The organism is Pseudomonas moorei, assembly GCF_042846945.1.
In the GTDB taxonomy this organism is placed as follows: Bacteria; Pseudomonadota; Gammaproteobacteria; order Pseudomonadales; family Pseudomonadaceae; genus Aquipseudomonas; species Aquipseudomonas moorei.
This window is the reverse complement of record NZ_AP035776.1, coordinates 4,785,883-4,809,284: the sequence shown is the minus strand read 5'-3', so window position 1 is coordinate 4,809,284 and position 23,402 is coordinate 4,785,883. Positions and strand designations below refer to the sequence as shown.

General features: G+C 53.9%; 21 protein-coding genes and 2 pseudogenes. 7 read left to right on the top strand and 16 right to left on the bottom strand.

What is annotated here, in order from left to right; translation table 11 throughout:
* Window positions 1-8: 8 nt before the first annotated feature.
* The 3 genes from nhaB to ACGJAX_RS22640 all read right to left on the bottom strand — a co-directional run bounded on the left by nhaB (window position 9) and on the right by ACGJAX_RS22640 (window position 3,405).
* Entirely contained in the window at window positions 9-1,511 is a 1,503-nt protein-coding gene (gene nhaB, locus ACGJAX_RS22650; RefSeq protein WP_390956236.1) for a sodium/proton antiporter NhaB, read from the bottom strand.
* Between the two features lie 78 nt (window positions 1,512-1,589).
* The gene (locus ACGJAX_RS22645; protein WP_390956235.1) at window positions 1,590-2,879 is read right to left on the bottom strand and encodes a hypothetical protein; all 1,290 of its coding nucleotides are present in this window, start codon (window positions 2,877-2,879) and stop codon (window positions 1,590-1,592) included.
* Between the two features lie 262 nt (window positions 2,880-3,141).
* Window positions 3,142-3,405, bottom strand: a complete 264-nt coding sequence (locus ACGJAX_RS22640; RefSeq protein ID WP_090321178.1) for a hypothetical protein — start codon at window positions 3,403-3,405, stop codon at window positions 3,142-3,144.
* A 342-nt stretch (window positions 3,406-3,747) separates the two neighbouring features.
* Here ACGJAX_RS22640 and ACGJAX_RS22635 point away from each other — a divergent pair, with 342 nt between their 5' ends.
* On the top strand, window positions 3,748-5,073 hold the full coding sequence (locus tag ACGJAX_RS22635; protein ID WP_090321181.1) for a sigma-54 dependent transcriptional regulator: 1,326 nt from the start codon (window positions 3,748-3,750) through the stop codon (window positions 5,071-5,073).
* Between the two features lie 95 nt (window positions 5,074-5,168).
* Here ACGJAX_RS22635 and ACGJAX_RS22630 read toward each other — a convergent pair whose 3' ends face one another.
* The 8 genes from ACGJAX_RS22630 to pnuC form a co-directional block, all read right to left on the bottom strand.
* Window positions 5,169-6,449, bottom strand: coding sequence for a hypothetical protein (locus ACGJAX_RS22630; protein ID WP_390956234.1), 1,281 nt, complete (start codon window positions 6,447-6,449; stop codon window positions 5,169-5,171).
* A gap of 45 nt (window positions 6,450-6,494) precedes the next feature.
* The gene (locus ACGJAX_RS22625) at window positions 6,495-7,238 is read right to left on the bottom strand and encodes a hypothetical protein (protein ID WP_390956233.1); all 744 of its coding nucleotides are present in this window, start codon (window positions 7,236-7,238) and stop codon (window positions 6,495-6,497) included.
* Window positions 7,239-7,271: 33 nt separating this feature from the next.
* Window positions 7,272-7,952, bottom strand: a complete 681-nt coding sequence (locus tag ACGJAX_RS22620; RefSeq protein WP_390956232.1) for a cysteine peptidase family C39 domain-containing protein — start codon at window positions 7,950-7,952, stop codon at window positions 7,272-7,274.
* A gap of 62 nt (window positions 7,953-8,014) precedes the next feature.
* Complete coding sequence (locus tag ACGJAX_RS22615) at window positions 8,015-9,325, bottom strand: heme utilization protein (RefSeq protein ID WP_390956230.1); 1,311 nt, start codon at window positions 9,323-9,325, stop codon at window positions 8,015-8,017.
* A 51-nt stretch (window positions 9,326-9,376) separates the two neighbouring features.
* Window positions 9,377-9,949, bottom strand: a complete 573-nt coding sequence (locus ACGJAX_RS22610; RefSeq protein WP_090321195.1) for an adhesin — start codon at window positions 9,947-9,949, stop codon at window positions 9,377-9,379.
* Window position 9,950: 1 nt separating this feature from the next.
* On the bottom strand, window positions 9,951-10,391 hold the full coding sequence (locus ACGJAX_RS22605; RefSeq protein ID WP_390956229.1) for a hypothetical protein: 441 nt from the start codon (window positions 10,389-10,391) through the stop codon (window positions 9,951-9,953).
* 333 nt (window positions 10,392-10,724) lie between these two features.
* A complete protein-coding gene (locus tag ACGJAX_RS22600; protein ID WP_390959973.1) occupies window positions 10,725-11,249 on the bottom strand; it encodes an AAA family ATPase in 525 nt (174 codons plus the stop codon).
* Window positions 11,246-11,809 (bottom strand): nicotinamide riboside transporter PnuC, encoded by a 564-nt coding sequence (gene pnuC, locus ACGJAX_RS22595; protein ID WP_390956228.1) that lies wholly within the window; start codon window positions 11,807-11,809, stop codon window positions 11,246-11,248. Before pnuC ends, ACGJAX_RS22600 begins: the two co-directional genes overlap by 4 nt.
* Before the next feature lie 331 nt (window positions 11,810-12,140).
* On the opposite strand from pnuC, the gene ACGJAX_RS22590 reads away from it, so the two are divergent.
* Both ACGJAX_RS22590 and ACGJAX_RS22585 read left to right on the top strand, forming a co-directional pair.
* Window positions 12,141-12,971: an undecaprenyl-diphosphate phosphatase gene (locus ACGJAX_RS22590; RefSeq protein ID WP_090321205.1), complete on the top strand. Its 831-nt coding sequence runs from the start codon at window positions 12,141-12,143 to the stop codon at window positions 12,969-12,971.
* On the top strand, window positions 12,968-13,396 hold the full coding sequence (locus ACGJAX_RS22585) for a DUF1294 domain-containing protein (RefSeq protein WP_247255848.1): 429 nt from the start codon (window positions 12,968-12,970) through the stop codon (window positions 13,394-13,396). Before ACGJAX_RS22590 ends, ACGJAX_RS22585 begins: the two co-directional genes overlap by 4 nt.
* Here the strand turns inward: ACGJAX_RS22585 and ACGJAX_RS22580 are convergent.
* Both ACGJAX_RS22580 and ACGJAX_RS22575 read right to left on the bottom strand, forming a co-directional pair.
* Entirely contained in the window at window positions 13,393-13,752 is a 360-nt protein-coding gene (locus ACGJAX_RS22580) for an MmcQ/YjbR family DNA-binding protein (protein WP_247255849.1), read from the bottom strand. The genes ACGJAX_RS22585 and ACGJAX_RS22580 overlap by 4 nt on opposite strands.
* Window positions 13,749-13,895, bottom strand: a pseudogene (locus tag ACGJAX_RS22575) (LysR family transcriptional regulator); the annotation flags it as partial. The pseudogene ACGJAX_RS22575 and the gene ACGJAX_RS22580, both read right to left, overlap by 4 nt.
* Before the next feature lie 2 nt (window positions 13,896-13,897).
* Here ACGJAX_RS22575 and istA point away from each other — a divergent pair.
* From istA to ACGJAX_RS22555, 4 genes and pseudogenes are all read left to right on the top strand, one after another.
* Window positions 13,898-14,584, top strand: a pseudogene (istA, locus tag ACGJAX_RS22570) (IS21-like element ISPpu27 family transposase); the annotation flags it as partial.
* On the top strand, window positions 14,577-15,380 hold the full coding sequence (istB, locus tag ACGJAX_RS22565) for an IS21-like element helper ATPase IstB (protein ID WP_010466203.1): 804 nt from the start codon (window positions 14,577-14,579) through the stop codon (window positions 15,378-15,380). The pseudogene istA and the gene istB, both read left to right, overlap by 8 nt.
* A 96-nt stretch (window positions 15,381-15,476) precedes the next feature.
* Window positions 15,477-17,912, top strand: coding sequence for a hypothetical protein (locus ACGJAX_RS22560; protein ID WP_390956227.1), 2,436 nt, complete (start codon window positions 15,477-15,479; stop codon window positions 17,910-17,912).
* Between the two features lie 183 nt (window positions 17,913-18,095).
* A complete protein-coding gene (locus ACGJAX_RS22555; protein WP_390956226.1) occupies window positions 18,096-19,049 on the top strand; it encodes a LysR substrate-binding domain-containing protein in 954 nt (317 codons plus the stop codon).
* Between the two features lie 120 nt (window positions 19,050-19,169).
* Here the strand turns inward: ACGJAX_RS22555 and ACGJAX_RS22550 are convergent, their stop codons facing one another.
* The 3 genes from ACGJAX_RS22550 to ACGJAX_RS22540 are packed head-to-tail and all read right to left on the bottom strand — an operon-like array spanning window position 19,170 to window position 23,385.
* On the bottom strand, window positions 19,170-20,567 hold the full coding sequence (locus ACGJAX_RS22550; protein ID WP_390956225.1) for a tyrosine-type recombinase/integrase: 1,398 nt from the start codon (window positions 20,565-20,567) through the stop codon (window positions 19,170-19,172).
* Window positions 20,564-21,079, bottom strand: a complete 516-nt coding sequence (locus tag ACGJAX_RS22545; protein WP_390956224.1) for a hypothetical protein — start codon at window positions 21,077-21,079, stop codon at window positions 20,564-20,566. Before ACGJAX_RS22545 ends, ACGJAX_RS22550 begins: the two co-directional genes overlap by 4 nt.
* Complete coding sequence (locus tag ACGJAX_RS22540; RefSeq protein WP_390956223.1) at window positions 21,076-23,385, bottom strand: hypothetical protein; 2,310 nt, start codon at window positions 23,383-23,385, stop codon at window positions 21,076-21,078. The genes ACGJAX_RS22545 and ACGJAX_RS22540 overlap by 4 nt, the downstream gene beginning before the upstream one ends.
* Between the last annotated feature and the right edge of the window lie 17 nt (window positions 23,386-23,402).

The following is a 23,402-nucleotide window of genomic DNA, read 5'->3' as shown; positions in this document are numbered from 1 at the left end:
GGCAATCTTTAGAGCCAGTAGCTCACGGCGTACCAACCCAGACCACCCATCACCACGGTATAGGGCAGCGCCATCCATACCATCCGTCCGTAAGACAGACGAATCAGCGGCGCAATCGCCGAAGTCAGCAGGAACAGGAATGCGGCCTGACCGTTAGGCGTCGCCACACTCGGCAAGTTGGTACCGGTGTTGATCGCGATCGCCAGGGTTTCGAAATGCTCGCGGCTCATGTGGCCGGAGAGGAACGCCTGTTTCACTTCCGTGATGTAGATGGTCGCCACGAACACGTTATCGCTGATGGCCGAGAGCAAGCCATTGGCGATAAACAGCATGCCCGGTTGCTGATCGGCGGGCAGCGCCAGTACCCACTGGATCAATGGCGTGAACAACTGCTGATCGTGAATGACCGCCACCACGGCGAAGAACACCACCAGCAATGCGGTGAACGGCATGGCATCCTTGAATGCGCTGCCGAGACGATGTTCGTCGGTGATGCCGGTGAAGGCCGTGATCAGCACGATCACCATCAAACCGATCAAACCCACTTCCGCCACGTGAAACGCCAGACCGGCAATCAGAATCAATGCGGCCGCGCCCTGGACGATGAGGGCTGCACGCTGCTGCGAAGTGCGTTCGGCATTGTCTTCGGCGGCGTAATTGGCCAGCACGGCGCGGACGTTGTCCGGCAGTAAAGTGCCGTAGCCGAACCAGCGCAGTTTTTCCAGCAGGACGCAGGTCACCAGGCCCGCCACCAGCACCGGGAGCGAAACCGCAGCGACTTTCAGAAAGAACTCGGAAAAATGCCATCCCATTTCGTGGCCGATCAGCAGGTTCTGCGGTTCACCCACCAGCGTGCAAACGCCACCCAGCGCCGTACCGACGGCACCGTGCATCAACAGGCTACGCAGGAACGCACGAAACTGATGGAGGTCGCCGTGATGGAGAGTAGGCAGGTGCTGATCATCGCCGTACTCGCCGTCCTGGCGTGGATCGGTGCCCGAGGCCACCCGGTGGTACACCGAGTAGAACCCGACGGCAGCGCTGATGATCACTGCCGTCACAGTCAGAGCGTCTAGAAACGCCGAGAGGAACGCCGACAAAAAGCAGAACATCAACGCCAGCAGCGCCTTGGAGCGCACCCCAAGCAGCAGGCGCGAAAACAGGAACAACAACAGGTCTTTCATGAAGTAGATGCCGGCCACCATGAACATCAGCAGCAGGATCACCGGGAAATTGTGCACGAGCTCGTCATAGAGCGCCTGTGGCGTGGTCATTTTCAGCAGCAGTGCTTCGACTAACAACAAGCCACCCGGCATCAGCGGATAACACTTGAGTGCCATGGCCAAGGTGAAAATGAACTCCAGCACCAGTAACCAGCCAGCGGCCACCGGACCTGCCGTCCACAGCACCAGAGCATTGAGAATCAGGAAACCGACAATACAAACCTTGTACCAGCGGGGTGAATTGCCCAGAAAGTTACGCGCGAACGCCTGGGGCATCGAGCCGGACATTAGCTGCTCCTTGTATTAAGAAGCGCGCAACTTGCCGTAAGCGCAAGGGAAGATCAAGTACGGAAGAAATACTTTGGACTAAGCCAGATAACGGACAACCACCGCCTTATAGTTTCCATCCAGGGAATAACCGCCGACCACGATCTTTCCATCTTCCTGCACGGCGACGGACGTTGCCGTATCCAGGCTTCTGCCCAGACGGGTACGCACCCATCCATTGCCATCGCCAAAGGCGTGATCGAGCTGGCCGTCCTGCAGGTATCGGCCAAGAATGAAGTCGGCTTCGACACCACCGATGGTGGCACCGGCCACCAACACGCTGCCGTCCGGTTGCGCTTGAGCGGCGGTCCATTGGCAACCGCTGCGAGCGATGTTCAGCAAGTGCGCCTGGCCGCCGTTGCAGCGGTTGTCCGGGCGGCCATTGACCCGTACTTTCAAGGCCATGCAATGCATCGGGTCGCGGCTGCTGCCAAAGCACTGTACGTCGCCATTTTCCTGCTGAATGATTTGACTCACCTGAGCGCTGTGCCCACGAGCCCTGAAAGTCATGAATCCATCGACGGCGAAATGGGTGTCGAGACTGCCGTCCGGGTGATAGCGGGCCAACAACCCTTCCTCGGGGAAATTGATCGAGCCGCCGACGAGGATTCGACCGTCCCGCTGCACACTCAGGCTGCTGAGCCAGGTGTTCATCAGCAAATGCCTGACTATCACGAAACCGCGGCCATTGAAGGTACTGTCCAGCGAACCGTCGGGGGCGAGCCGGATGAGCAGGCCGGCATGATCAGCCAGTTCGAAGTGATGGTTGGCCACCAGCAGGATTCGACCGTCCTCCTGGACCGCCACCTCACAAGCTTCGGCACCCGGCACGCCTGCGGGCAGCCAGGCATCGCGCACACCATGAGACAGATGCCCCGGCAGGCGCACGACGCAACGACCGTTGTCGCCAAACTGCCGGGCCGGGCGGCCCTGTTGGTCAAACAAGGCCAATGCGGGGAGGGTACGGTGGGTGTTTTCATAGTGCAGGCCGACGATCAGAATGTGTCCATCGGGCAGCACCTGAACCTTGCCGGCCATGGCTTCGAAACCTTGTTCGAATTGTCCGATGACGCTGCCTTGGTGGCCGAAGGTCAGGTCCGCCGAGCCGTCCTTCAGCAGTCGGGCCAGGCCAAAACGGCTACCTCCCTGGGTTCCGACCTTTGCCGCCACCAGCATACGGCCCTGTGAATCTATCGAGACGTCGTTGGCCATGCTTGAAAGGCTGTCGGCGAAATACACCTGGGTCTTGCCATGGCTGGCGAAGGCAGGATCGAGTTTACCGGCATGACCGACTACGGGTTGTGAAGCCAAGACGGACTGGATTGACATGCACGCATCTCCTTGCGAGTCGTCCTGATCCAGAAGTTGGGAGGGAGACTATAAGGAGAACATTCAAAACCTGAATGCTTGAATGCACAATGGGGATAACTAACAAGCGGAGGGTCGTTGTGTGCCACAACAGTGTCTTTTCGAACCACTGGCAAGCCAGCAACGTATTCAGGCACGTACAAGTTCAAATAAACGAGTGTCGCAAGTACCAACTAACGAAGGGGAAAGGCGCGGATTACCCTTGGGATAATCCGCAAAACAATTAATGCGGCATCGACCAGGACTGGAGTTGGTAACCTTCCTGGCTCAACTCGGTACGGGCTTGTTCAAGCAGGCGCTCAAGCTGTGCTGGATCGGTATAGGCGCTGCTCGGGATCTGCTTGCGGCCGATGCTGGTGTTGGTACGGTCGATCACGGTCAGGCTGAGTTCGCCGGTGCAGTCTTGCGCCCAGGCCACGCACTGGAAAGGCTGAAATGCGCGGTCGGCAATCAAAAGAGCTTCGTTGATACGGAGCGGGGCGTTCATAGGATGTTCCCTCAATATGCCCAATCAAGTGATGTGCCGACGGTTGGGCTTGGCGTTCGGCAGGTTACTTGTACTGATGTCCGCAACAGGGGTTCGGGTCACATGCGATCAAAAGAAATTTCAACTTTCATTCATATACCCGATGCATCGAGCCATTTTGAAAGGTACATGAAAGGTTGAATTAATTAGGTGGCTAACAAAGCCCCTTCTTATAACTATTTACGCGACCTCTCTATAGTCAAACGGTACAAGGCCACGTCAAATTCTTGCTAATGTTACAGCCAGGTTTGCCAAATGACTGTTTTTAATAATTTTTCCTGAATTTGGCGCCAAGGAATAGTCATGAGCGATGCGCCTGCCTTACGACGTCTATTAGTCGTGGACCCCTGCGACGACTGCCATCGTCTGCTACCGGGGTTGCGCTCCGTGGGTTGGGACGTGGACAGCTGTTCGCTGGAAAACGCCGCCGACCGAACCTGTGACGTAGGATTGTTACGGTTGCAGCCCTGGCACCTCGAGCACCCGGATGCCGTCAAGGATGTCATCAGCCGCAGCGGTACCGAGTGGATCGCCGTGCTCAATCAGGAAGTCCTGCGGCTACAGAATGTCGGGGACTTTGTCTGCGAGTGGTTTTTCGATTTTCATACCTTGCCGTTCGATGTTTCCAGGGTCCAGGTCACCCTGGGACGGGCCTTTGGCATGGCGCGCCTGCGCGGGCAGGGAACGGTTCATATCGATCAGCCCGAACACGAACTGCTGGGGGACAGCAAACCCATACGCGAATTGCGTAAGTTGTTGAGCAAACTGGCGCCCACCGAGTCGCCGGTGTTGATTCGCGGGGAAAGCGGCACAGGCAAGGAACTGGTCGCCCGTACGCTGCATCGTCAATCCCTGCGCCACAATAAACCCTTTGTCGCGATCAATTGTGGCGCGATTCCCGAGCATCTGATCCAGTCCGAACTGTTCGGCCACGAAAAGGGTGCCTTTACGGGCGCCCATCAACGCAAGATCGGGCGGATCGAAGCGGCCAATGGTGGCACGCTGTTTCTCGACGAGATCGGCGATCTGCCCTTGGAGTTGCAGGCGAACCTGTTGCGTTTCCTTCAGGAAAGGCACATCGAGCGGGTGGGGGGCAGTCAGCCGATTCCAGTGGATGTTCGCGTGTTGGCTGCGACCCACGTCGATCTCGAGGCCGCGATCGAGAAGAAACGCTTTCGCGAAGACCTGTATTACCGGCTCAATGTGTTGCAGGTCGCAACCGCCCCCCTGCGTGAGCGCAATGGCGATCTGTCGATGCTGGCCAACCACTTTTCCCATTTCTACAGCCATGAAACCGGTCGCCGTCCACGCAGTTTCAGTGAGGACGCGATGATCGCCATGGGCAAGCACGACTGGCCTGGCAATGTTCGGGAACTGGCCAACCGGGTCCGTCGCGGGTTGGTACTGGCTGAAGGCCGGCAGATCGAAGCACGCGATTTGGGCTTGATCAGCCATCATTCCATCGCCGTGCCGATGGGCACGCTGGAAGACTACAAGCACCGGGCAGAGCGCCAGGCGTTGTGCGATGTGCTTAACCGCCACAGCGATAATCTGAGCATCGCTGCCAAGGTGCTGGGGATCTCCAGGCCCACCTTCTACCGTTTGCTGCACAAGCATCAAATACGGTGATCCGCTAAGGTGTATCGCTGCAAGCCAATGCTGCGAGAGCTTGAAGAGCCTACAAAAAAGCCCGCTGAAACAGCGGGCTTTTAGTTGGAGCAGGATTAGAAGTAGTAAGGGAATTTCAGGCTGAAGGAAAAGTCAGGCGCGTCGTCGGTCATCCCGATAGACAGTTGCGGGACGATCGTCAGGTTATCGCTGGCGGCGATGGTCATGCCGATGTTGAAGTTGCCCGAGTTGTAATCGCTGTTGGTGATGGATTGCCAATCCCCTCCGTCCGGTTTGATCTTGCTCTTGCGGGCGAACTGATCAGTGAACGAGAACGACATACTCATTTTCTCGTTCAAGGCGAATGCAATGCCGGCGCCGATCTGCCAGGAATCGCCCAGTTTCACGTCTCCGGGCACCTTGGAATTGACCTGGGGACTGATGTCGCTGAATGAGTCTTCCATGTTGTAGGTATAGGCCAGGCTGCCGAACAGCACCGCAGGGTCGAAGGTCTTGACCAGCGAGATGCCTGGGGTAATCGACCAGACACCGTTGCCGGTAGGCAAGCTTTCGGGTACCGCCAGGTTATTATTGTTCGGATCCACGATCAGCTTAATGCCGTAAGGGTCTTCACCCGTTGGTGCCTTGATCCGCAATGTGGCGACCGCGTCGGGATAGTTGGCCGACTCATCGAGAAACTTGTAGGCAACGCCAACGTTGACATCGCCGATGGTCGGGTCGCGGGTGACGGATGCATCCGACGTCACCGGACCTGCCCCACCTGCGCCTCCGGAGGAGTACGTCGATTCGCGATAGATCACGGGAACGTTGATGTCGAACTGCCAACGTTGTGCCACGTTGTAGCGGGCGGTCAGGTCCAGGGTCCAGTTATCCGCCTTGATGCGGTCGATGTTGATGTTGCCGAGAAAAATCGAATCCAGTGCCAGGAAGCCGTTGAGTGTTAATGCACGGGTATCGTAGTGCGTGTAGGTCAGGCCGGTTTCGACGCTGAACTTGCCGCCACCGAAGAAGCCGCTGGCTTCGTCATAGAGGTTGGAAACGCTTTGCGCAGGTTCCGAGTCATCCTTGAGCGACTGACCATATGACGCGCCTGTGGCTCCCGACCCGGAGGTGGCCACTGTCTGGCCACCCTTGGTCTTTTCCGCGGGGGATTTGGTCAGGCGCTTGGGTGCAGGTGTCGCTGGTGTTTCTTCGACCTGGCGAACGCGCTGTTCGAGTACCATCAGCGCGTTCTGTTGTGCTTCGTAACGTTGTTTCAGCTCCATGAGTTCTTGTTTTAATGCTTCAACCTGGGGATCCGGTGCTGCGTATAGCAATGATGCCGGGGCCAGGCTACTCAAACAAACGAAAGCCCTGAACGTTAAAGATCGATGCATGGGTTAGCCGTCCCTTCTGACACGTCTGGTGACACTGAGCGTAGATCAGAATCCGCTGGTGCGTAGCCCTTTGAGCTGGTCTAGATTGCCGCTCAACGAACCGGCCGTCGGAACGGTGTCACGCAGTACGACATTGAGCGACGTGATGTTGCGGACCTGGTTGCCGGCGCCGAGTAGCGTCGTGTTCTGCAGCAGCCCGCCCTGGGCCAGGCGTTGTACCGTACTGCCCTGGTTGTTATTGGCCAGGATGTTGAGTTGTATGCCACTGCCGGTCGAGGAAACGCTCACCGAACCCGCTCCGTTGGCGCCGGTTAACGTCGAGCCGGCGGCCAATGGCTGGCCCTGCTGCTGTTGTATGGCTGGGGCCTGGTTAGCCTTGCTCACGTTGATATCAACGTTGTTGTAGGCCGAGTTGTAGTCACCGGCAGCCCGCGTGACTTGTGTGACACCTTCGGTGCTGTTGAGGCCGTTGCCGCCCGTGACGGTGCCGGTGCCTTGGGATTGCGAGGTACCCGTGCCTTTTTCATCGATCTTCGACACATAGAACTGTGGCTGGATGGTCGATTGTTGAATCTGCATCGAGGACGTTGCCCCGATCACTTCACCGTTGGCATTTTGCCAGGTGCTGGTCATGGCAATGCCGAAGCTGATGATGCGTCCCGGCATGACAAAGCGGCCGCGCAGGCTCGCCAATTGCTGGTCATTCAGTTCGATGGGTTTAAAGGTCTCTGCATGGATTGGCAGGCTGGCGGCGAGGCAAGCCACTGCCAGCCAGATTGGAGTCTTCATTGGATACTCCCGGAGCTTCGTGCTCCCTTGTTATTAGAAGAAGTCGCTTTGGATGAATCCAAAATCCATCAACTCAGCGTCTGGCACCGGGTTGAAATTGTTGACACGATTCTTGGCGGTCAGAGGCAACGGCGGGTCGAGCAACGCATTGGTCTTGTCGTAGCCCTGACCGATGACGGCAAAGATGATGCCGTTCCAGCCTTTGACAAAGTCGTCGATTTTGTAGCGTTTATGACCGAGTACCGGATCTCCGATATACACCCAGCCGTCATGGACCCTCTGCATGACTACAAAATGCTTGTAGCCACGTATATCCATGAGTACCACCACAGGAATTTTGATTTCACCCAGGGTTTCCGTTGCTACCCGGTAGCCACGGGCGCGCATGCCGATACTTTCCACGTAGTGCTTCATGTCGAGCATGGAGAAGCCCTGAACGCGGACGAGATCCTGATCGGAGTGTGCCAGCATGCCTTCGATGATCTGGTCTTCAGTGACGTCCAGCCAATAGGCTTGGCGCAAAATGGTCGCCAGCGCCGCTGCACCGCAACTGAAGTCGGTTTTCTGTTGCACCAGGTCGGCAAATTTACGCTCGCGGATGCTCTGGATCGGCTTGAACACCACTGCGCCGCCCGGCAGGACGGACAGCGGCATTTGTGCTGCTTCGCTCACACTGGCCACACAAAGCAAAAATGCCAAGACGATAATGCGCATTGTGGGATGCCTTCTGGTTGTGGTGAAAAAAGGCCCCCGTAAGGGGGCCTCCAGAGACAGCATTAGAACGACTGGTTGGAGATGGCCAGCGAGTTGCTTTGTTGGTTGCCCACGCCAGCAGCCACGTTGACACCCAGGTTGCCACTGCCACCATTCACCGAACCACTCAGGGTTGCAGTGTTGGTTACAGGGTTTGCCCAGCCGGTTGGAGTCAGCACTTGATAGGAGTAGGTGTTGCTCAAATCAAATGAACTGCTTTCGCTGAAGCTCTTCGTTACGTCTTTCGAAGACGCAGACGATTTCTCGCCTGATTTGGCGTACGAGGAGTCATACGCTTTTGTGAACGAAGAGTCGTGCGATTTGGTGTAGGAAGAGTCGGACGAACTGCTGTTCGACGTATTGAGAGAACCACTGGCCGATGCATCAAGTGATGCGGTCAGCGAAGCATCAGCAGACCTGCTGCGGGTGTGATCGGCGCCGCCATTATTCCAGGTCGACGATCTGGAAGCGCTCGCCGATGCGTCCAGGCTGGCGTTCAGAGAAGCATCGAACGAAGCACTGCTGGAAGCACTGGAATCTGCGCTTCTGGATCCGCTAGCATCGTAGCTTTTTGATCCGCTTGCATTGAAGCTATTGTTACCGCTAGCAGACCAGCTGCTGTTGGCGCTCTTATCAACGCTCAAATTGGAGTTCTTGTTGAAGGAGGCACTGCCGCTGGCCGTTTTGGTAACGGTCAGAGTATCCACGCGATAAGTCCGGTCGGCGTCGTTATCCACTGTCAGACCAGGACTCTTCTGATCGGCAGAGGCGGTGGCCATTGCGCTACCGAGCGGCGAGTTGGAGTTGGCAATTGCCATGGTGTTTTTCTGTTGGTTAAGGTCGCCGCCAGCAACGTTGACACCCATATTGCCGCTGCCGCCATTGCCCGATCCGCTCATCACGCCAGAGGCGGTGCTTCCATAGTTGTAGACCTTGTTATTGTTGCTGTATTGCGTGACTTTAGAGCTGGCATCGGCGGTGCCGAACACGAAGCTGTTATCCAGACTGGAGGTGGAGCTGGCATTTGCGATGGCGGCCGCGTTGTCTTGTTGGTTGCCGTCGCCTGCAGCTACGTTGACACCGACGTTGCCGCTGGCGCCTGTAGCAGAGTTATTCATCTCTGCTGCGTTCTGAGTCCCAGCGTTGCTGATGCGGTTGTCGGTACTGGTCTGGCTATCCCACGCTTTGGCCGTCGCGTTGACGAGGATCTTGGTTGGAGGAGGAGTGTGGCCGTGGTGATGGTCACGCCGATCGTTTTGCCCAGCTTGTACAGCAACAGCCATGACCGCAGCAATTGCGAAAACCAGAGGCTTTAGTGCCATCGAAGGTTTCATGGTGATTCTCCGTACTTATTTTAGGTTAAGTGTTGTAACTACCTGTTTGGGTCAATCCGCGACCCGTACGCTGAAGGTGTTGGCCATTCGGTTTCCCACCCCTGCGCTCTGATTCAACTGAATTACCCCGCGGCTACCGGTGAAGGCCTGATCGCTGGTAGCGACCTGGCGGTAGCCCGGTGCAGAGTCAGTTGGATCGGAGTTGTTGAGCAGCGTCACGTTCTGTTGCATGAGGACGCTGTCGTCGATGCTTTGCGGCTGAGCACTGATGCTGATGCGCAGTGCGTTGGCTTGCTGGGTATTGGCGCCCGAACTCTGGTTCACGCCCAATACGCCGCTGCCATTACTGAAGGAGTTGCCCTGGATGCTCGAGTGCGCATCCATGGCAGGGTCGACCTGACCGCGCAGCCGTTGGCGAATCTGTACGGTCGCGCTGGCGCCATGGCCAATGGCGATGGCCCGGGCGTTGGCCTGTTGCTGGAGATCGCCAGCCGCCTGGTTGACGGAGAAGTTGCCCTGGTACTGCGCGCCCGAATCATCGATTTCGGCGTTATTGATGACGGGAGATTGGGCGAAGGCCGATGTACTGCAAAGCATGGCGATGATCAGTAGCGAGCGATTCATCTCAACGGTCCCCCGTTATGATTCTCAAAGCGCCCAGGCCTTGCTGGACGTTTGAATTGACCATGTTGGCTATGCCGTTGTTGCCCGAATTTCCCGAGCGTCCGGCGGGGATGTTGGAAAGCTGGGACTGGTTGGTGATGTTGCCGCCCAGGTTGTTGGTGCCTTGGGCGACCAGGCGTGAAATGCCTGCACCACTGGCGACGCTGGCAAAGTCACCGTCGCTCAATTCGCTGGTCTGATTGAGGATTTGTTTGGACGGGTTCGCATTGGCGGTCGTGGGGTTAGGATCGGGAGCTAACGTCGGAGTCACCGCGTCTCGCACCTGAACATCACGTTTGATAATGATGATGCCGTTGTCGGCCTGTACAGGCAGGCAAACACTTGAGCCCAGTGCACATCCGATCAGCAGGAGGCTAAAAATGCGGTTATCAAGTTTCCCCACGGCGGCAATTCCTTCTGTAAGTGGAACGCTGGCCCTTATCAGCGTTGCGAGGAAGAGAGCAGAAGGTGTGCCGGTTTTTGATTTTCCTTTTAAAACAACAAGTTGGACTTATTAATCAAGGTGGTTGAAAAAGATTTGTAACGCTCCTGAGACAAAGCCACGCAAAAACACCGTCCATGCGGTCGGCATTGCTCGCCAAGGGCGTTCCAGGCAAGTTGTATCAGCGGCGTAACATTTTCTTTCTGGAAGGCCCGGAACGCTTTAATTCGCGGGTTTGCGGGGAAGGGAGTGTTTCAGGAATGGACATTTACACCCTTGCAGGGGGCGCACGTTTCAGGCTTTTAGCAAGCATGCCACAGCCTCGAATGCCGCCAGCTTGCGCTGTGTCCAGTCGCCTTGCAGTACCTGCAAAGGCTGGCGGTGCAGGTTCAGCCATTGGTGGCTGGCCTGGAAAAACGCCTGGCGTTCTGCCAGTTGCGGTTGGCAACGTTGTCCATCGTCATGCCAGGCCACGGATTCAGGGCTGAGCAACAAATGCAGGTCGTAGTGCCGTGCCAGCAATGCGTGTTCTATCCAGGCCGGGCAAGCGCCAAACAAAGTACGGCTCCAAAGGATATTGCTCAGCAGGTGCGTATCGAGAATCAACAATTCAGGTTGTTTGCCGCGTGCCTCATCTTCCCAAGTAGGCTGGCCATTCGCTATGTCTGTAATGTCACCGTAGCAGGTTTCGCGGGCTTCGCTGTCGATAAAGTGCCGAACATACTCACCGACCAATATGCCGCCAAAATTGGCGTGAATCTCGTTCGAAAGCCAGCTTTTGCCGCTGGATTCCGGGCCTGTCAGCACCAACACCTTCATGGGCAAAGCAGCGGATCGCTGCGCCATGTGCGCCAGCCTTTTATGGCCAGCAGCGTGAACAGCCCATACAAGACAGCAGTCAGGTACATGCCTTTGTAGAGGAACAGGCCGACGAAAATACAGTCCAGAGCGATCCACAGCGGCCAGCACTGCACGCGCTTTTGCGCCATCCAGAATTGCGCCACCAGACTGTAGGCCGTGAGAGCGGCATCGAGCCAGGGTTGCGCGGCGTCGGTCCAGTGCGCCATGGCGGCGCCCAGCAACAGGCTGCCGATCGCGCCGAAGGCCAGCCCCGACGCTACTGCTTGGCCGCCCAACCGGCTGACCTCGCGCCCATGCTGCGTCTCGCCTGCGCGGGTCCACTGCCACCAGCCGTAAAGCTGCAAAGCGGCATAGATCAGCTGCAGCAGCATGTCCGAATACAGCTTCACTTCGAAAAAGATCCAGCTATATAAAAGCACCATGACCAGGCCGATCGGCCAGCACCAAGGGTTCTGTTTGACCGTCAGCCAGACGGCAATGACACCGAGGGCGGCGGCAAACAGTTCAAGCCCGGACATGCAGTTTCCTTGGGTAAAGTCGAAGAGGGGCGGATTGTACCCAGAGTGCAAGGTGTCGCGTCAGCTCTACATGACGCTGTGTTGCGTTTTCTTGCTCCTGTCATCAATCAGCGTCTGCCTCTCGCCAGTTCCCATAACACGGGCAGCACGGATCGGGCTTGTCTGATAGGATTTGCGCCCGCACGGTAAACCTGAAATCCAACTGTTTCACGGAGTTTTCAGGATCGAGTGTGTTTCTTGTGCTCGCGTAGTTTCGACTACGCTGATCGCGATAAGCGTTTTAAAAAATACTAATGGGGCATGCATCTGCGCATAGCCTTTTGGGGGATTGATGGATCTTTGGACTGCCTTTCAGGCTTTGATTCTTGGCGTTGTAGAAGGACTTACAGAGTTTTTGCCCATTTCCAGTACCGGTCACCAGATTATCGTGGCCGACTTGCTCGACTTCGGTGGCGAGCGTGCAATGGCGTTCAACATCATCATCCAGCTCGGGGCGATCCTGGCGGTGGTGTGGGAGTTCCGCCGCAAGATTTTCGACGTGGTCATCGGCTTGCCGACCCAGCCGAGTGCGCGGCGCTTCACCGCGAACCTGCTGATCGCCTTCCTGCCGGCTGTGGTACTGGGGGTAATTTTCGCTGACCTGATCCACCACTACCTGTTCAACCCGATCACCGTGGCGACGGCCTTGGTGGTGGGCGGCATCATTATGTTGTGGGCCGAACAGCGTCAGCATGAAGTGCATGCCGATACCGTCGATGAGATCACATGGAAAGACGCCCTGAAAGTCGGGTTTGCCCAGTGCCTGGCGATGATTCCGGGTACTTCGCGTTCCGGCTCGACGATCATCGGCGGCCTGTTGTTCGGTCTGTCGCGTAAAACCGCCACCGAGTTCTCGTTCTTCCTGGCCATGCCGACCATGGTGGGCGCGGCGGTGTACTCGGGCTACAAGTACCACAAGCTGTTTGTACCGGCCGACTTCCCGGTATTCGCCCTGGGGTTCGTCACGGCGTTTATCTTCGCCATGATTGCCGTGCGTGGTTTGCTCAAGTTCATCGCCAGCCACAGCTACGCGGCGTTCGCCTGGTATCGCATCGCGTTCGGCCTGCTGATTCTGGCTACCTGGCAGTTTGGCTGGGTTGACTGGACTGCCGCCAAGCCATGAGTGATTCCAGCGCGCGCAATCAACCCGGGCGGCAGTCCGGGGGAGATATCCAGCATCTGCGTCTGAAACTGTTGGTGTTCGCGATTTTGTGCGCGCTGCCGCTGATAGGTTCGATGTCGTTGTGGCTACGTGGGGTCTCGCCGATTCCCTTGGCGGCCTACGGCATCGTCAGCGTGCTGACGTTTTTCCTGTACTGGAATGACAAACGCAGGGCCCGGGTCGATCAACGGCGAACACCGGAAAACGTGCTGCATGCGTTGGAGTTCGCCGGTGGCTGGCCGGGTGCCTTGCTGGCCCAGCAAGTCTTTCGGCACAAGACGCGCAAGGTCTCTTATCAGTTGGTGTTCTGGATCATCGTGTTGCTGCACCAGGTGTTCTGGATCGACATGCTGTTTCTTGGTGCAAATCTGTTGGCACTGTTTTAAAGCAATAACCCTACCTGGGTACGCTTGGGTAATTTGCCGACCACCAGTTGATGGGAGCGCCGCAACAGACCTTGCAGCTCCTCGGTGCCAAGCGGGTAGGGCGTTGCCATGATGATCCACTGCGCCCGTGCCAGATAAGGTGCGGGATGAATGCCCGGACGGTCGCAATGACCGAGAAACAAATCCTTGTCGACTTTGAACGCCAGGGACGCGCCACGCAGATTCTGCAAGGCGAACATCTTGTTCCCGGCAATCGAAAATACCCGTACACCTCCCCATTTGTAGTCTTCCCGCGCGCCGGGCAACGCCAGGCAGAATGTCGCGACGTCCTCTTCGCTCATGCGTCCAGCCTTCATATCAATCGGTCCCCACAGGCATTGAATGATTCGATCAGATGGTCGATCCAGGCGCGAACGGCTGGCATCACCCCGCGTCGATGAGGGTAGACCGCCTGCAACCAGCCACCAGGCAGTGACCACTCGGGCAGTATCTGCACCAGCGCGCTGCCGTGCGCTCTGGGGCGAACTGCTGCACCCGCAGTACAACGGGCTGACCGTGGCGGACGTCCTGGAGCTGGAACGCGCTGAATTGATGCCGATGCCGACTGCCTTTGATGGCTACGTCGAGCGCACCGTACGGGTCTCCAGCACCTGCCTGATCAGCGTGGCGCGAAATCGCTACTCGGTGCCGTGTGAGCGGGTCGGCCAGTGGGTCAGCAGCCGTTTGTATCCTTCCCGGGTGGTGGTCATCGCCGATGAAACGACGATTGCCAGCCACGAGCGTCTGTTTGATCGAGATCAGGTCAGTTTTGACTGGCAGCATTACATCCCGCTTATCGAGCGCAAGCCTGGAGCGCTGCGCAATGGCGCTCCGTTTGCTGATCTGCCGAAGCCGTTGCAGCTGTTAAAACGCGGTCTGAGGCGTCACGCCAATGGTGATCGAGTCATGACGCAGGTACTGGCGGCAGTTCCCATCGCCGGGCTCGATGCCGTGTTGGTGGCTGTGGAGTTGGTACTTGAATCAGGCAGCTTGAGTGCTGAGCACATCCTGAATGTCCTGGCTCGACTGACATCGACAGCAGCCCCTCCGTCCGCCGAAACCAGCCTTCAACTCAAGATAGCGCCTGTCGCCAATACGGCACGCTACGACCGGCTCCGTACCACCGATGAGGAGACTCGCAATGCGTGATCTTATGGCGGAACTCAAAGAACTGCGTCTGCATGGCATGGCCAGCGCCTGGGAAGAACTAGCCTCGCAAGGAGAAGCTTCGACGGCATCCTCGAAATGGCTACTTGAGCATCTTCTCCAACAAGAACATGCGGATCGAGCGGTGCGCTCAGTGAACCACCAGATGAACATGGCCAAACTCCCCATGCATCGTGATTTGGCCGGCTTCGACTTCAGCGCTTCTAGCGCAGATGCCCGCCTGATCAGGGATCTGTCCAACCTGGAGTTCACCGATACCGCGCAGAATGTCGTATTCATCGGCGGGCCTGGAACAGGCAAAACACACCTCGCCACCGCCTTGGCTGTGTCCGGGATCACGACGCATCACAAACGCGTGCGCTTCTACTCCACGGTGGATCTGGTCAATCTGCTGGAGCGCGAAAAGTACGATGGCAAGACGGGCCGCATCGCTCAAGGGCTGTTACGAACAGACCTGGTGATACTCGATGAACTGGGGTATTTGCCCTTCAGCCAGAGCGGTGGTGCCCTGTTATTTCACTTGCTGTCCAAGCTGTACGAGCACACCAGCGTGGTCATCACCACCAACCTCAGCTTCTCGGAATGGTCGAGTGTGTTTGGTGACGCCAAGATGACAACGGCGTTGCTGGATCGGCTGACACACCACTGCCACATCGTCGAAACGGGCAACGAGTCCTACCGCCTGCAACACAGCAGCTTGGTCGCCCAGACCAAGATCAAATCACGTGAACGAAAGCGCAAAGACAATGATGGTGCCGAGGACGATGAGCTGTTTTGATCTGCACCAAAAATACCCTGCCGCATGCCCACATGCGGTGGGGCTTTAATGCCTCTTCCACCGGGACACGACTGCTAAGCTTATCCACAATTGCTGATGCCAAAATCAGCAATCCGCCCTGGGTCAATTTTCAATCGGCAGGGTGGGTCAGTTTTCAATCAGCGCCAACATACGAGTGCATCGGCGAGCGATCGACTTTGGGAATCGTGCGCGGCTGGCCTTCGCGATGTCGTGGGACCAGAAATCACACCCGAAGTCTTCATTCGAGAGCTTGAGCGTGAGGGCCTAGTCATCCTCACTGAAGGTCCTGACGACACGTGGACGGTGAGGCTTGGATATGAGCGATACGGTGATGTCCTTCGCACGACCGCGCTGATTGATAGTTGCACGGACGAGTCCGGCGAACTTGATGTGAAAAAATTAGGTGTCAGCGTGGTTTCACTACCGCCTGAGGATAGAGGCCTGCTGGAGGTGCTCGCGGCTGTTCTTCCCGAAAAAACGGGAATCGAAATCGTAAACCCCGATATCGGGCTGGAGACCGAACTCGCGAACCGCCTGTTCGTTCACGGATTGTCGTGGCGCTCTCGCAAAAGCTTTGAAAATAACAGCTTGGAAGATGAGATATTTGCAGCTCTGAGGGTGCCAGGGCTTTGGGAGGATTTGTACGAAGTCTTCGTGAAAGTCAGCCTTGTGCCTAACCACAACCTCAACGCAGAACAATGGTTGGATAATTTCCTGCTTCGCCAGCGCCTGGTGAACAGGGATGTCTACCTTTCGTATGCAGCATTCAAGTCCTATGACAATAACGGCGCGGTCAAGTCTCTATTGGATGCTTCCCTCAACGCCGACATCATGCGATGGCCGAGTGAAAGCCGACGGTTAGCGACTTTTGTACTGGGCTGGCTGACGTCTTGTGCGGACCGTCGAGTTCGCGATCGGGCATCGAAGGGGTTGGTGCGCCTGATAGTCGCTGATTCCGCGCTCGCAGCCGATCTGGCCAGAAATTTCTTGGCGTCTGACGATGATTACATTCTTGAAAGCGTGACTGAAGCAATATACAGCGCATGCTTGATTGCGCACGAGCAGCGTCCTGCGTTCATTCCAGCTCTCAGAGTATTGGTTTCAGAAGGCTATGATCGGCTCAACGTGATCATTCGAGATTCGATACGGATGCTCGCGGTATTGCTCAAAGATCACGGCATCGACGAGTCGCTGAAAGCGCGATTGGGACGCTTTCCGAGCAAAACCCCGGTCATCAAAAAATGGCCGATACTGGCAGATGCCAACCCACTTCTTGATTTGAAGAACCTTCCATCAGATATGAAACTGTGGGGGTTGAGCGTCGGCCCTGATTTTTGGCGCTATCAGGTCGAGCCAAGAATCAGGAGTTTCAATCTCAAAGGAGCATCGATAACCAAGGAGAACATTGCTTGCTGGATCATGATTGAGGCCTTGAACCTTGGGTATCCTGGTGACCAGGAAGGTGCGCTGAATTACGACCTAACTATTAATAGTGAGTTTGGTTCAGGGCGAGGACGACCAGACCATGCCGAGCACCTAGGAACAAAGTACTACTGGATATCACTTCACAGACTCCTGGGCATGCTGGGCGAGCACGTTCCTCCCAGCGAGTCGTTCCAGGGACACCTTCCTGGCCCTGAATATTATTGGTCCGTGGAGTTGCGTAAGCGCGATCTTACTGACATGAGAGATGTCGTTCCCGCGAGCACCTATTCGGACAGCCTTCTTCGTCGAAGCGATTATGCCTTTCCTTCCAGGGACAGTGATGTCAAGCGATGGGTGAGGGCTGATGACTATGCCTCGCATGAGTCGAGTCTTATCTGCACCGATCCGAGCGGGGTGGAATGGATTGCCTTGGATCGCAGTACAAACGCGAGTGATAGATCAGAAGAAGACGATTCTTGGGGGACCCCATATCTCAGCTTCGACTTTTCGTATTCATCAGCATTTTCAAAGGAGGAAGTGTTCGGCATCACGCCATACGAACTGCTGGACCGCGCCTTTGCTGATCGTACGAGTTGCTATCGAAGCTATTTAGCTGAATATCCGGATGGCGCTGCGTTCAGCCAGCTAGCGGAAGATGGCACGATCACAACGCACGAAATGGGTCTTGCTCGCACGATAATGACGCTATCTCGCGGGGATGAGTGGAAGTTCGAATATACCTCGACGGCTGAGCAGTCACATCTGGACGTGCCGTGTCAGGATCTTGTAAGAGAATTAGGACTCAGATGGGATCAGCAGCGAGGATGGCTAGATGGGGCAGGCGCAGTGATCGCGTTCTCGACTGGAGGCTATCATAATAATGCGCTTTTAATTCGAAAGCTGGAGCTGGACCAGTATCTAGACAAGACTGGTCAGAGCTTGCTTTATCGTCGCTTCGTGAGCCGTGGACTCTATGACTCAGCAGGCGATTCTGGTTCCCAGATTGATGTATTCACCTATCTGCGCTACCAACCCAGTGGCGGTTTTGTCGTAGCTTGGGAGCAGTCAGAACCATTTAACTGCTGAATTGAATAGCTTCCCAGGGCATGAACCTTTGCCAGTGACTGTTTTAGTCACTGGCAGGTATACCTATGCGGCACTAGATCTCGGATGAATGCACAAGATCCGATTGGGGGGGGGAAGCAGACACCCAATCGCCCCTCTGCGATGATAGAAGCCTACAAACGCGCACCTTGAGTAAATAACCCCGTGTACGACTTCAACGATTTGTATTTCTTTGTCCAGGTGGTCGACCACGAGGGATTTACCGCTGCCAGCCGAAAGCTTGGCATTCCAAAGTCAAAGCTCAGCAGACGCATAGGGCAGCTAGAAGAACGTTTAGGTGTGCGGCTGATCCAGCGATCCACACGCAAATTCACGGTGACGGATATCGGCCAAGACTATTACCGGCATTGTCTGGCAATGCTGGTCGAAGCCGATGCTGCGGAGCAGGTGGTCGCGCATTCCCGATCTGAGCCTCAAGGAATTGTCCGGATCAGTTGCCCACCTGCTTTGGGGGCCATGGGTGTCAGTGACACGATCGCAAAATTCATGGTGTTGCACCCTAAAGTGCAGGTCCAGATCGATAGCACCAATCGCAGGGTGGATGTCTTAGGGGAGGGTTATGACATAGCTCTTCGCGTTCGCTTTCCACCACTCGAAGATGCGAATTTGGTGATGCGGGTGTTTGGCGAGAGCCACCAAATATTGGTCGCGCGACCCTCTCTCATTGAGGGCATCACTCTGGAGCACCCTTCAGATCTGGTGGGGTTGCCCAGCATGGATTTAGGCCCGCCTAACCGTGAGCACCGCTGGGTGTTTATCGGGGCCGACAACACGGAATTTGAGATCACCCATACCCCTCGGTTCGTGACATCAGATCTCGACGCCTTACGACGCGCAGCGATCCAGGGAGTAGGGGTAGTCCAGATGCCTGAAATCATGGTGAGGCATGCGCTGAATGATGGGGAATTGGTGGAGGTCCTGCCGAGCTACCCACCCCCAAGTGGACTGATCCACGCAGTGTTCCCTTCTCGCAGGGGGCTGCTGCCTTCGGTGCGTGGTTTGATCGATCAGTTAGCTGAAGACTTTGGGCAGAATGCCGAGGCAGATCGACGCGAATGTGAGAAAGCAGGGAAAAAGCATCCCCTGAGCAGTAAGTAACGTACTTTTACGGAGCAGTCGCTTACGCTTTGCTCCATAAACGAATGCCTTCAATGGATCTTGGTTTAAAGCTTATATGTATCGGCATGATCCACCTATGATCGGAGCAGTGCATATGGATTATTCGCTACCGGTACTGAGTGGCTTTTGCTTCGCTTCGTTTTTCAGCAGTCGCATTGCAGCCACATACTGGCCCTGACTGATTACACCGCGATCCAGTTCATCCAGCAGGTTTTCCGTATATTTTACGACCTCGAGGGCGGCATTTATCAACAAAGCCTTAGCAGTGCTTGTGTCCTCTTGTGTAATCTCTTTACATGCTAGGTGAATGTAACGTTCTAATGATTCAATGCTAAGGTGACCGGTCCACTCCTGAATTTTATGTTTGAAACCGTTAATGTCCAAAAGCGCTCGGCGGAAAGAATCCTGATTATCAAAATCAAATTGCAAGATAAGCATTTTTAGCTTGTTGGTGATGAACCGATGACGAAAGAGGTGAGCATGTGCAGGCTCATCAATGTTTGCCGCTTCTTTAAGATCACTGATCTCATTTGAAAGAGTAAATGCGCTAAGCGGGGTTCCAGTCAAGTGATTGATGAACAGAAGTCCATGATCTTTGGAGTGGCCGTATTTTTTGACCATTATCAATTTTCTAGTTGTCTTAATGTAGTCGACCCATATCGCAATTACAGCTCTAGGGACAGGAACGAATCTAAAATTAGTGGTTTGTTGTTTCACAGTAAGGAGTCTTACTAAGGGGGTAGCATGGCCGGAATTGAAGGCTCTAAGAACATCAGAAACAAGCAACTCAGCGACTTCGGCTCGCCGTGCGCCTGTATGCTCAAAAATTGAAATCAATACCTTCGATCTGGCAGCGAATGGCCTAGAGTGTTGCTCGGCAGCATTATATAACCTCGTAATCAAATTATCGCCAATAGGATAGCGTCTATGTTCAGGCTTTGGGGTGGGTAATATCCGGTGATACCACGCGAGACCACTGGCTTTAAATTTCAGTTCTCTTGGTAAGTACTTGTCAACTTTTCTGCCTTTAATAATCCCTTTCTTAGAAACGAAATTTTCACGATTATGCAGTTCCCCAACATGATTCAAGAAGGACAGCGTAGAGGAGCCGATTGCTCTAATTGTATTTTCAGAGCGTGAATTCGCGCCATTAGGGGTTTTTTTTGCCGAGAGGCCTAAGATAAATAATTCAAACCGTTTATTTGTCATTTCAATGGGTTGAATGTCGTTGTCGTATAAATACCGTAGTATTGGAGATAGGTCAAAAGCATATTGTCCAAGCGTGCCTCCATTTCCTCTTAATGAAACTTTCTCGTTGCAAAAAAAAATCTCCATGATCCAAGAGTTTGCTTCGGAGCAATATCGTCCGTCAGGGTAGTAAAGCGTTGGTAGTCCGCCAGCTTTTTTAAAGTATAAGTCACGACCGCCAGTGTGAGCGCCTATAGCGAGCTGTGTGTTCTTTGGTAGCAATGTATGCATTTGAGTAGTGGAGGTCATTTGGTATCTCCTATAAGATGAAATATCAGGTTAATATCACTCATGCACCTATTAAAGTAGTTTGGTTTGTTTGGAATGGTGTCATCATGTGCGAGTTGATATGAAAGTTCGCGAAGATCTTGGATTACGATCTGCATTTGTGCAAAGCTTATCTCTAACCTTTGTAGTCGGATTTTTTGATCTTTGTTTTTTTTGGCTACAGCGCGGCGAGAGCCAGGTTTTTTTAACACCTTGGTGACACTAGCTTTCGCAAGGCTTTCCTTAGCTAATTTGCGTTGCCTATCGACCTCGGGAAAGCCACCGAGTATTGTATTGGTAGCATTACGTTTGAAGGTATTAGGTGCGCACTTTGCTATGTTGAGTGTAGGGTCATCGAATGCGCACATTGTGAAAATGGTCTGCACCATGACCATCCACTTTTCATCGGAAATGTAATCCTTTGGATTTTCTGCGATGTCGCAGAGTAAGAGGTAAACATTCTGGATCGAGGCTAGGTATTTTTCTCCTCTCATGCTAGGTTCTCACTCAATTTAATGAAAAGGTTGAAAGTCTTTACCTCTCCGTCAATAGGGTCCGAATAAGTAAAGAATTCAGGTTGCAAATCAATCAGCTTGCAGTCCAGCATTTTCACGACTTCTTGGAAAACCAAAGATTGTCGAGTAAAGTAATCGATTGTTTCGGAAGCATTATAAGCGCCCATTGATACCAGTTCTTCGTAATCACCTTTGAATTCTTCAGTGGTCTTAAGAAGGATGTCACTGCCTTGGAATTGGTCCATCAGGTAGGACCTAACTGCGTTAAGCCCCTCAATGCCATCAATGCCTGAAAGTAATTCTTCGGTAATTCGTTGCGCCTTTGCCTCTAACAGTACTGCGCCTGGCAATGAGTCTGAAATGTAATGGAAGACGTGTTCAGGGTCGGAATGACCAAGCAAGTGCTGAATCACTTCTATGCGACCATGTTTGTCAGTATGATAAAATGCTAGAGCGCAGAACCTCCTAAGGGGGTGTTGACGCACATAGTACCGATGCATCACGCCGTTCAGTTCAATAATAGGCGTTTCGAAATAATCACAAAGCGTGTCTAGTATTTGGTTATAGGTGGAAGCTGTTAGATTGCCAAAGGTAAGCTGTCGAGAGTGGGCTTGTTTAAGCAGTTGTCCTTTGCTAGGTACCAAATTCATTTCCGCTAGCTGCCTATGGAAAGCAACAAAGTCCCACATCATTTTCGCAATGTTATGTGTGATGCCGATAAGCGCTGTTTCTTTAACACCTCGTTCACCTGATTTGCGCGCAAGATACCGCATGCAGTAAGCGATTTCTTCATTGCCTGGGATATACGGGTCGACCATCGGCTCTAAGCAATTGCCTGCGTCTAAATCGAGTATCTCGCCTTGCCGTTTGCTTGTAAGGCTCCCGACGATGACCTGGAAGCAACCCAGCGTGAGGCGATAAAGTTCGAAAAGAGATTCATTGTTGCGTAGCGACGATAGATATACGGCCTGATCAAAATATTTATCCGATGCTATCCATGTGATCGGGTTTAGATTGTCTGTTACGTGATACGTAGTCTGGAATGAAACAGTAGTATCATAGGCTTCCTGTCGACCAATGCAGTCATATCTCCTTGAATCTTTACTTTTGAAAAATGATACTACGCGTGAAAGAATGGCCTGTGCATTGTCGGTATAGAATTGAAAGCAGTCGCCCATAAGCTTTATGACGAGGGGGTGAGGAAGGGTGGAGAACCTTCCATATTGTTTCTGCTTGGCTACATAACCGAACAATTCAGCTGGTTTTATTTTAGCTATTCCTGTCGGGTTTATACCGAGGTTTGAATAGTGAGCCGCAACAACGCATATTTTTTTTACTATGAGCAAGCCATGGTTTATTTCGTACAGAGATGTGCCATCTGTAGCAGGCTTAGAAATTGGAACCGCTGGGTATTCGCGTCTTGGCAAGTCCGTCATTCGCAGATCTTCAACAGCCCTAAACATCAGGTTACGTCCGTACAGAGTATTTTTGTAGGAGGTCTGCTGAAACAAGGATGGATTGAAGTACTCATTGCCACTTCTTAAGGTAAATAGCTTTCTGGCTTTGATCCAAACTCGAGCCTTGAGAAGTTGCATATCATCTAGATCGAGAATTCTATCTTGAAGAGGTGGGATGTTCCTGAGATGTGGCCAAAGCCTAAGGCCTTCTTGAAACTCAAGTTCACTCAAGTTGTCGATATTCTCTATGAGCCACTTAGACAGGCGTTCAGGAAATTTGTAAACCTTATCGCTCTTGGGAGTTCCAATCGTTGTAATCAAATAGCTCTTAATGTCTGATAGCTTTACCAGGCTAAGGCGGTTGGAAGCCAGATCAAATACATCATCATGGAGGATAATCCAGTCGACGAACTGCAATGCAGACACGAATTTTCTATGTTCATAGTGCGGCGACCTCCGAGTCTGATTGTTGTAGCGAGGGTGATTTTGCACGACAAGAAAAACTTTAATCCAGTACAATGTATCTTTATGTTGTTCATCCGTGAGGAGTGACCCGTCGGATAACTCAATGTCGAAGTAAATTGTGAAGCTGTAACGTGAGCCCCCAAAAAAATTCACATGCCAGATGTTCGAGTGAAAGTTAGATCCGTCCACAAGCCATTTAGGCAAGTTGATTAGAGTTTCGTGGGTGGCAATGCCGGACATTTCTCGTATTGCTTTTCTGCGGTAGTAAAATGGAAGTTTTTTTGCGCGCTCCATAGCAGCTACTAGCTCATTAATCTGAGGTTGTGCCATGAGGTTTTCATTCGCATTTTTCGCGCGGACCATTTGTTTTTTCCTTTGCT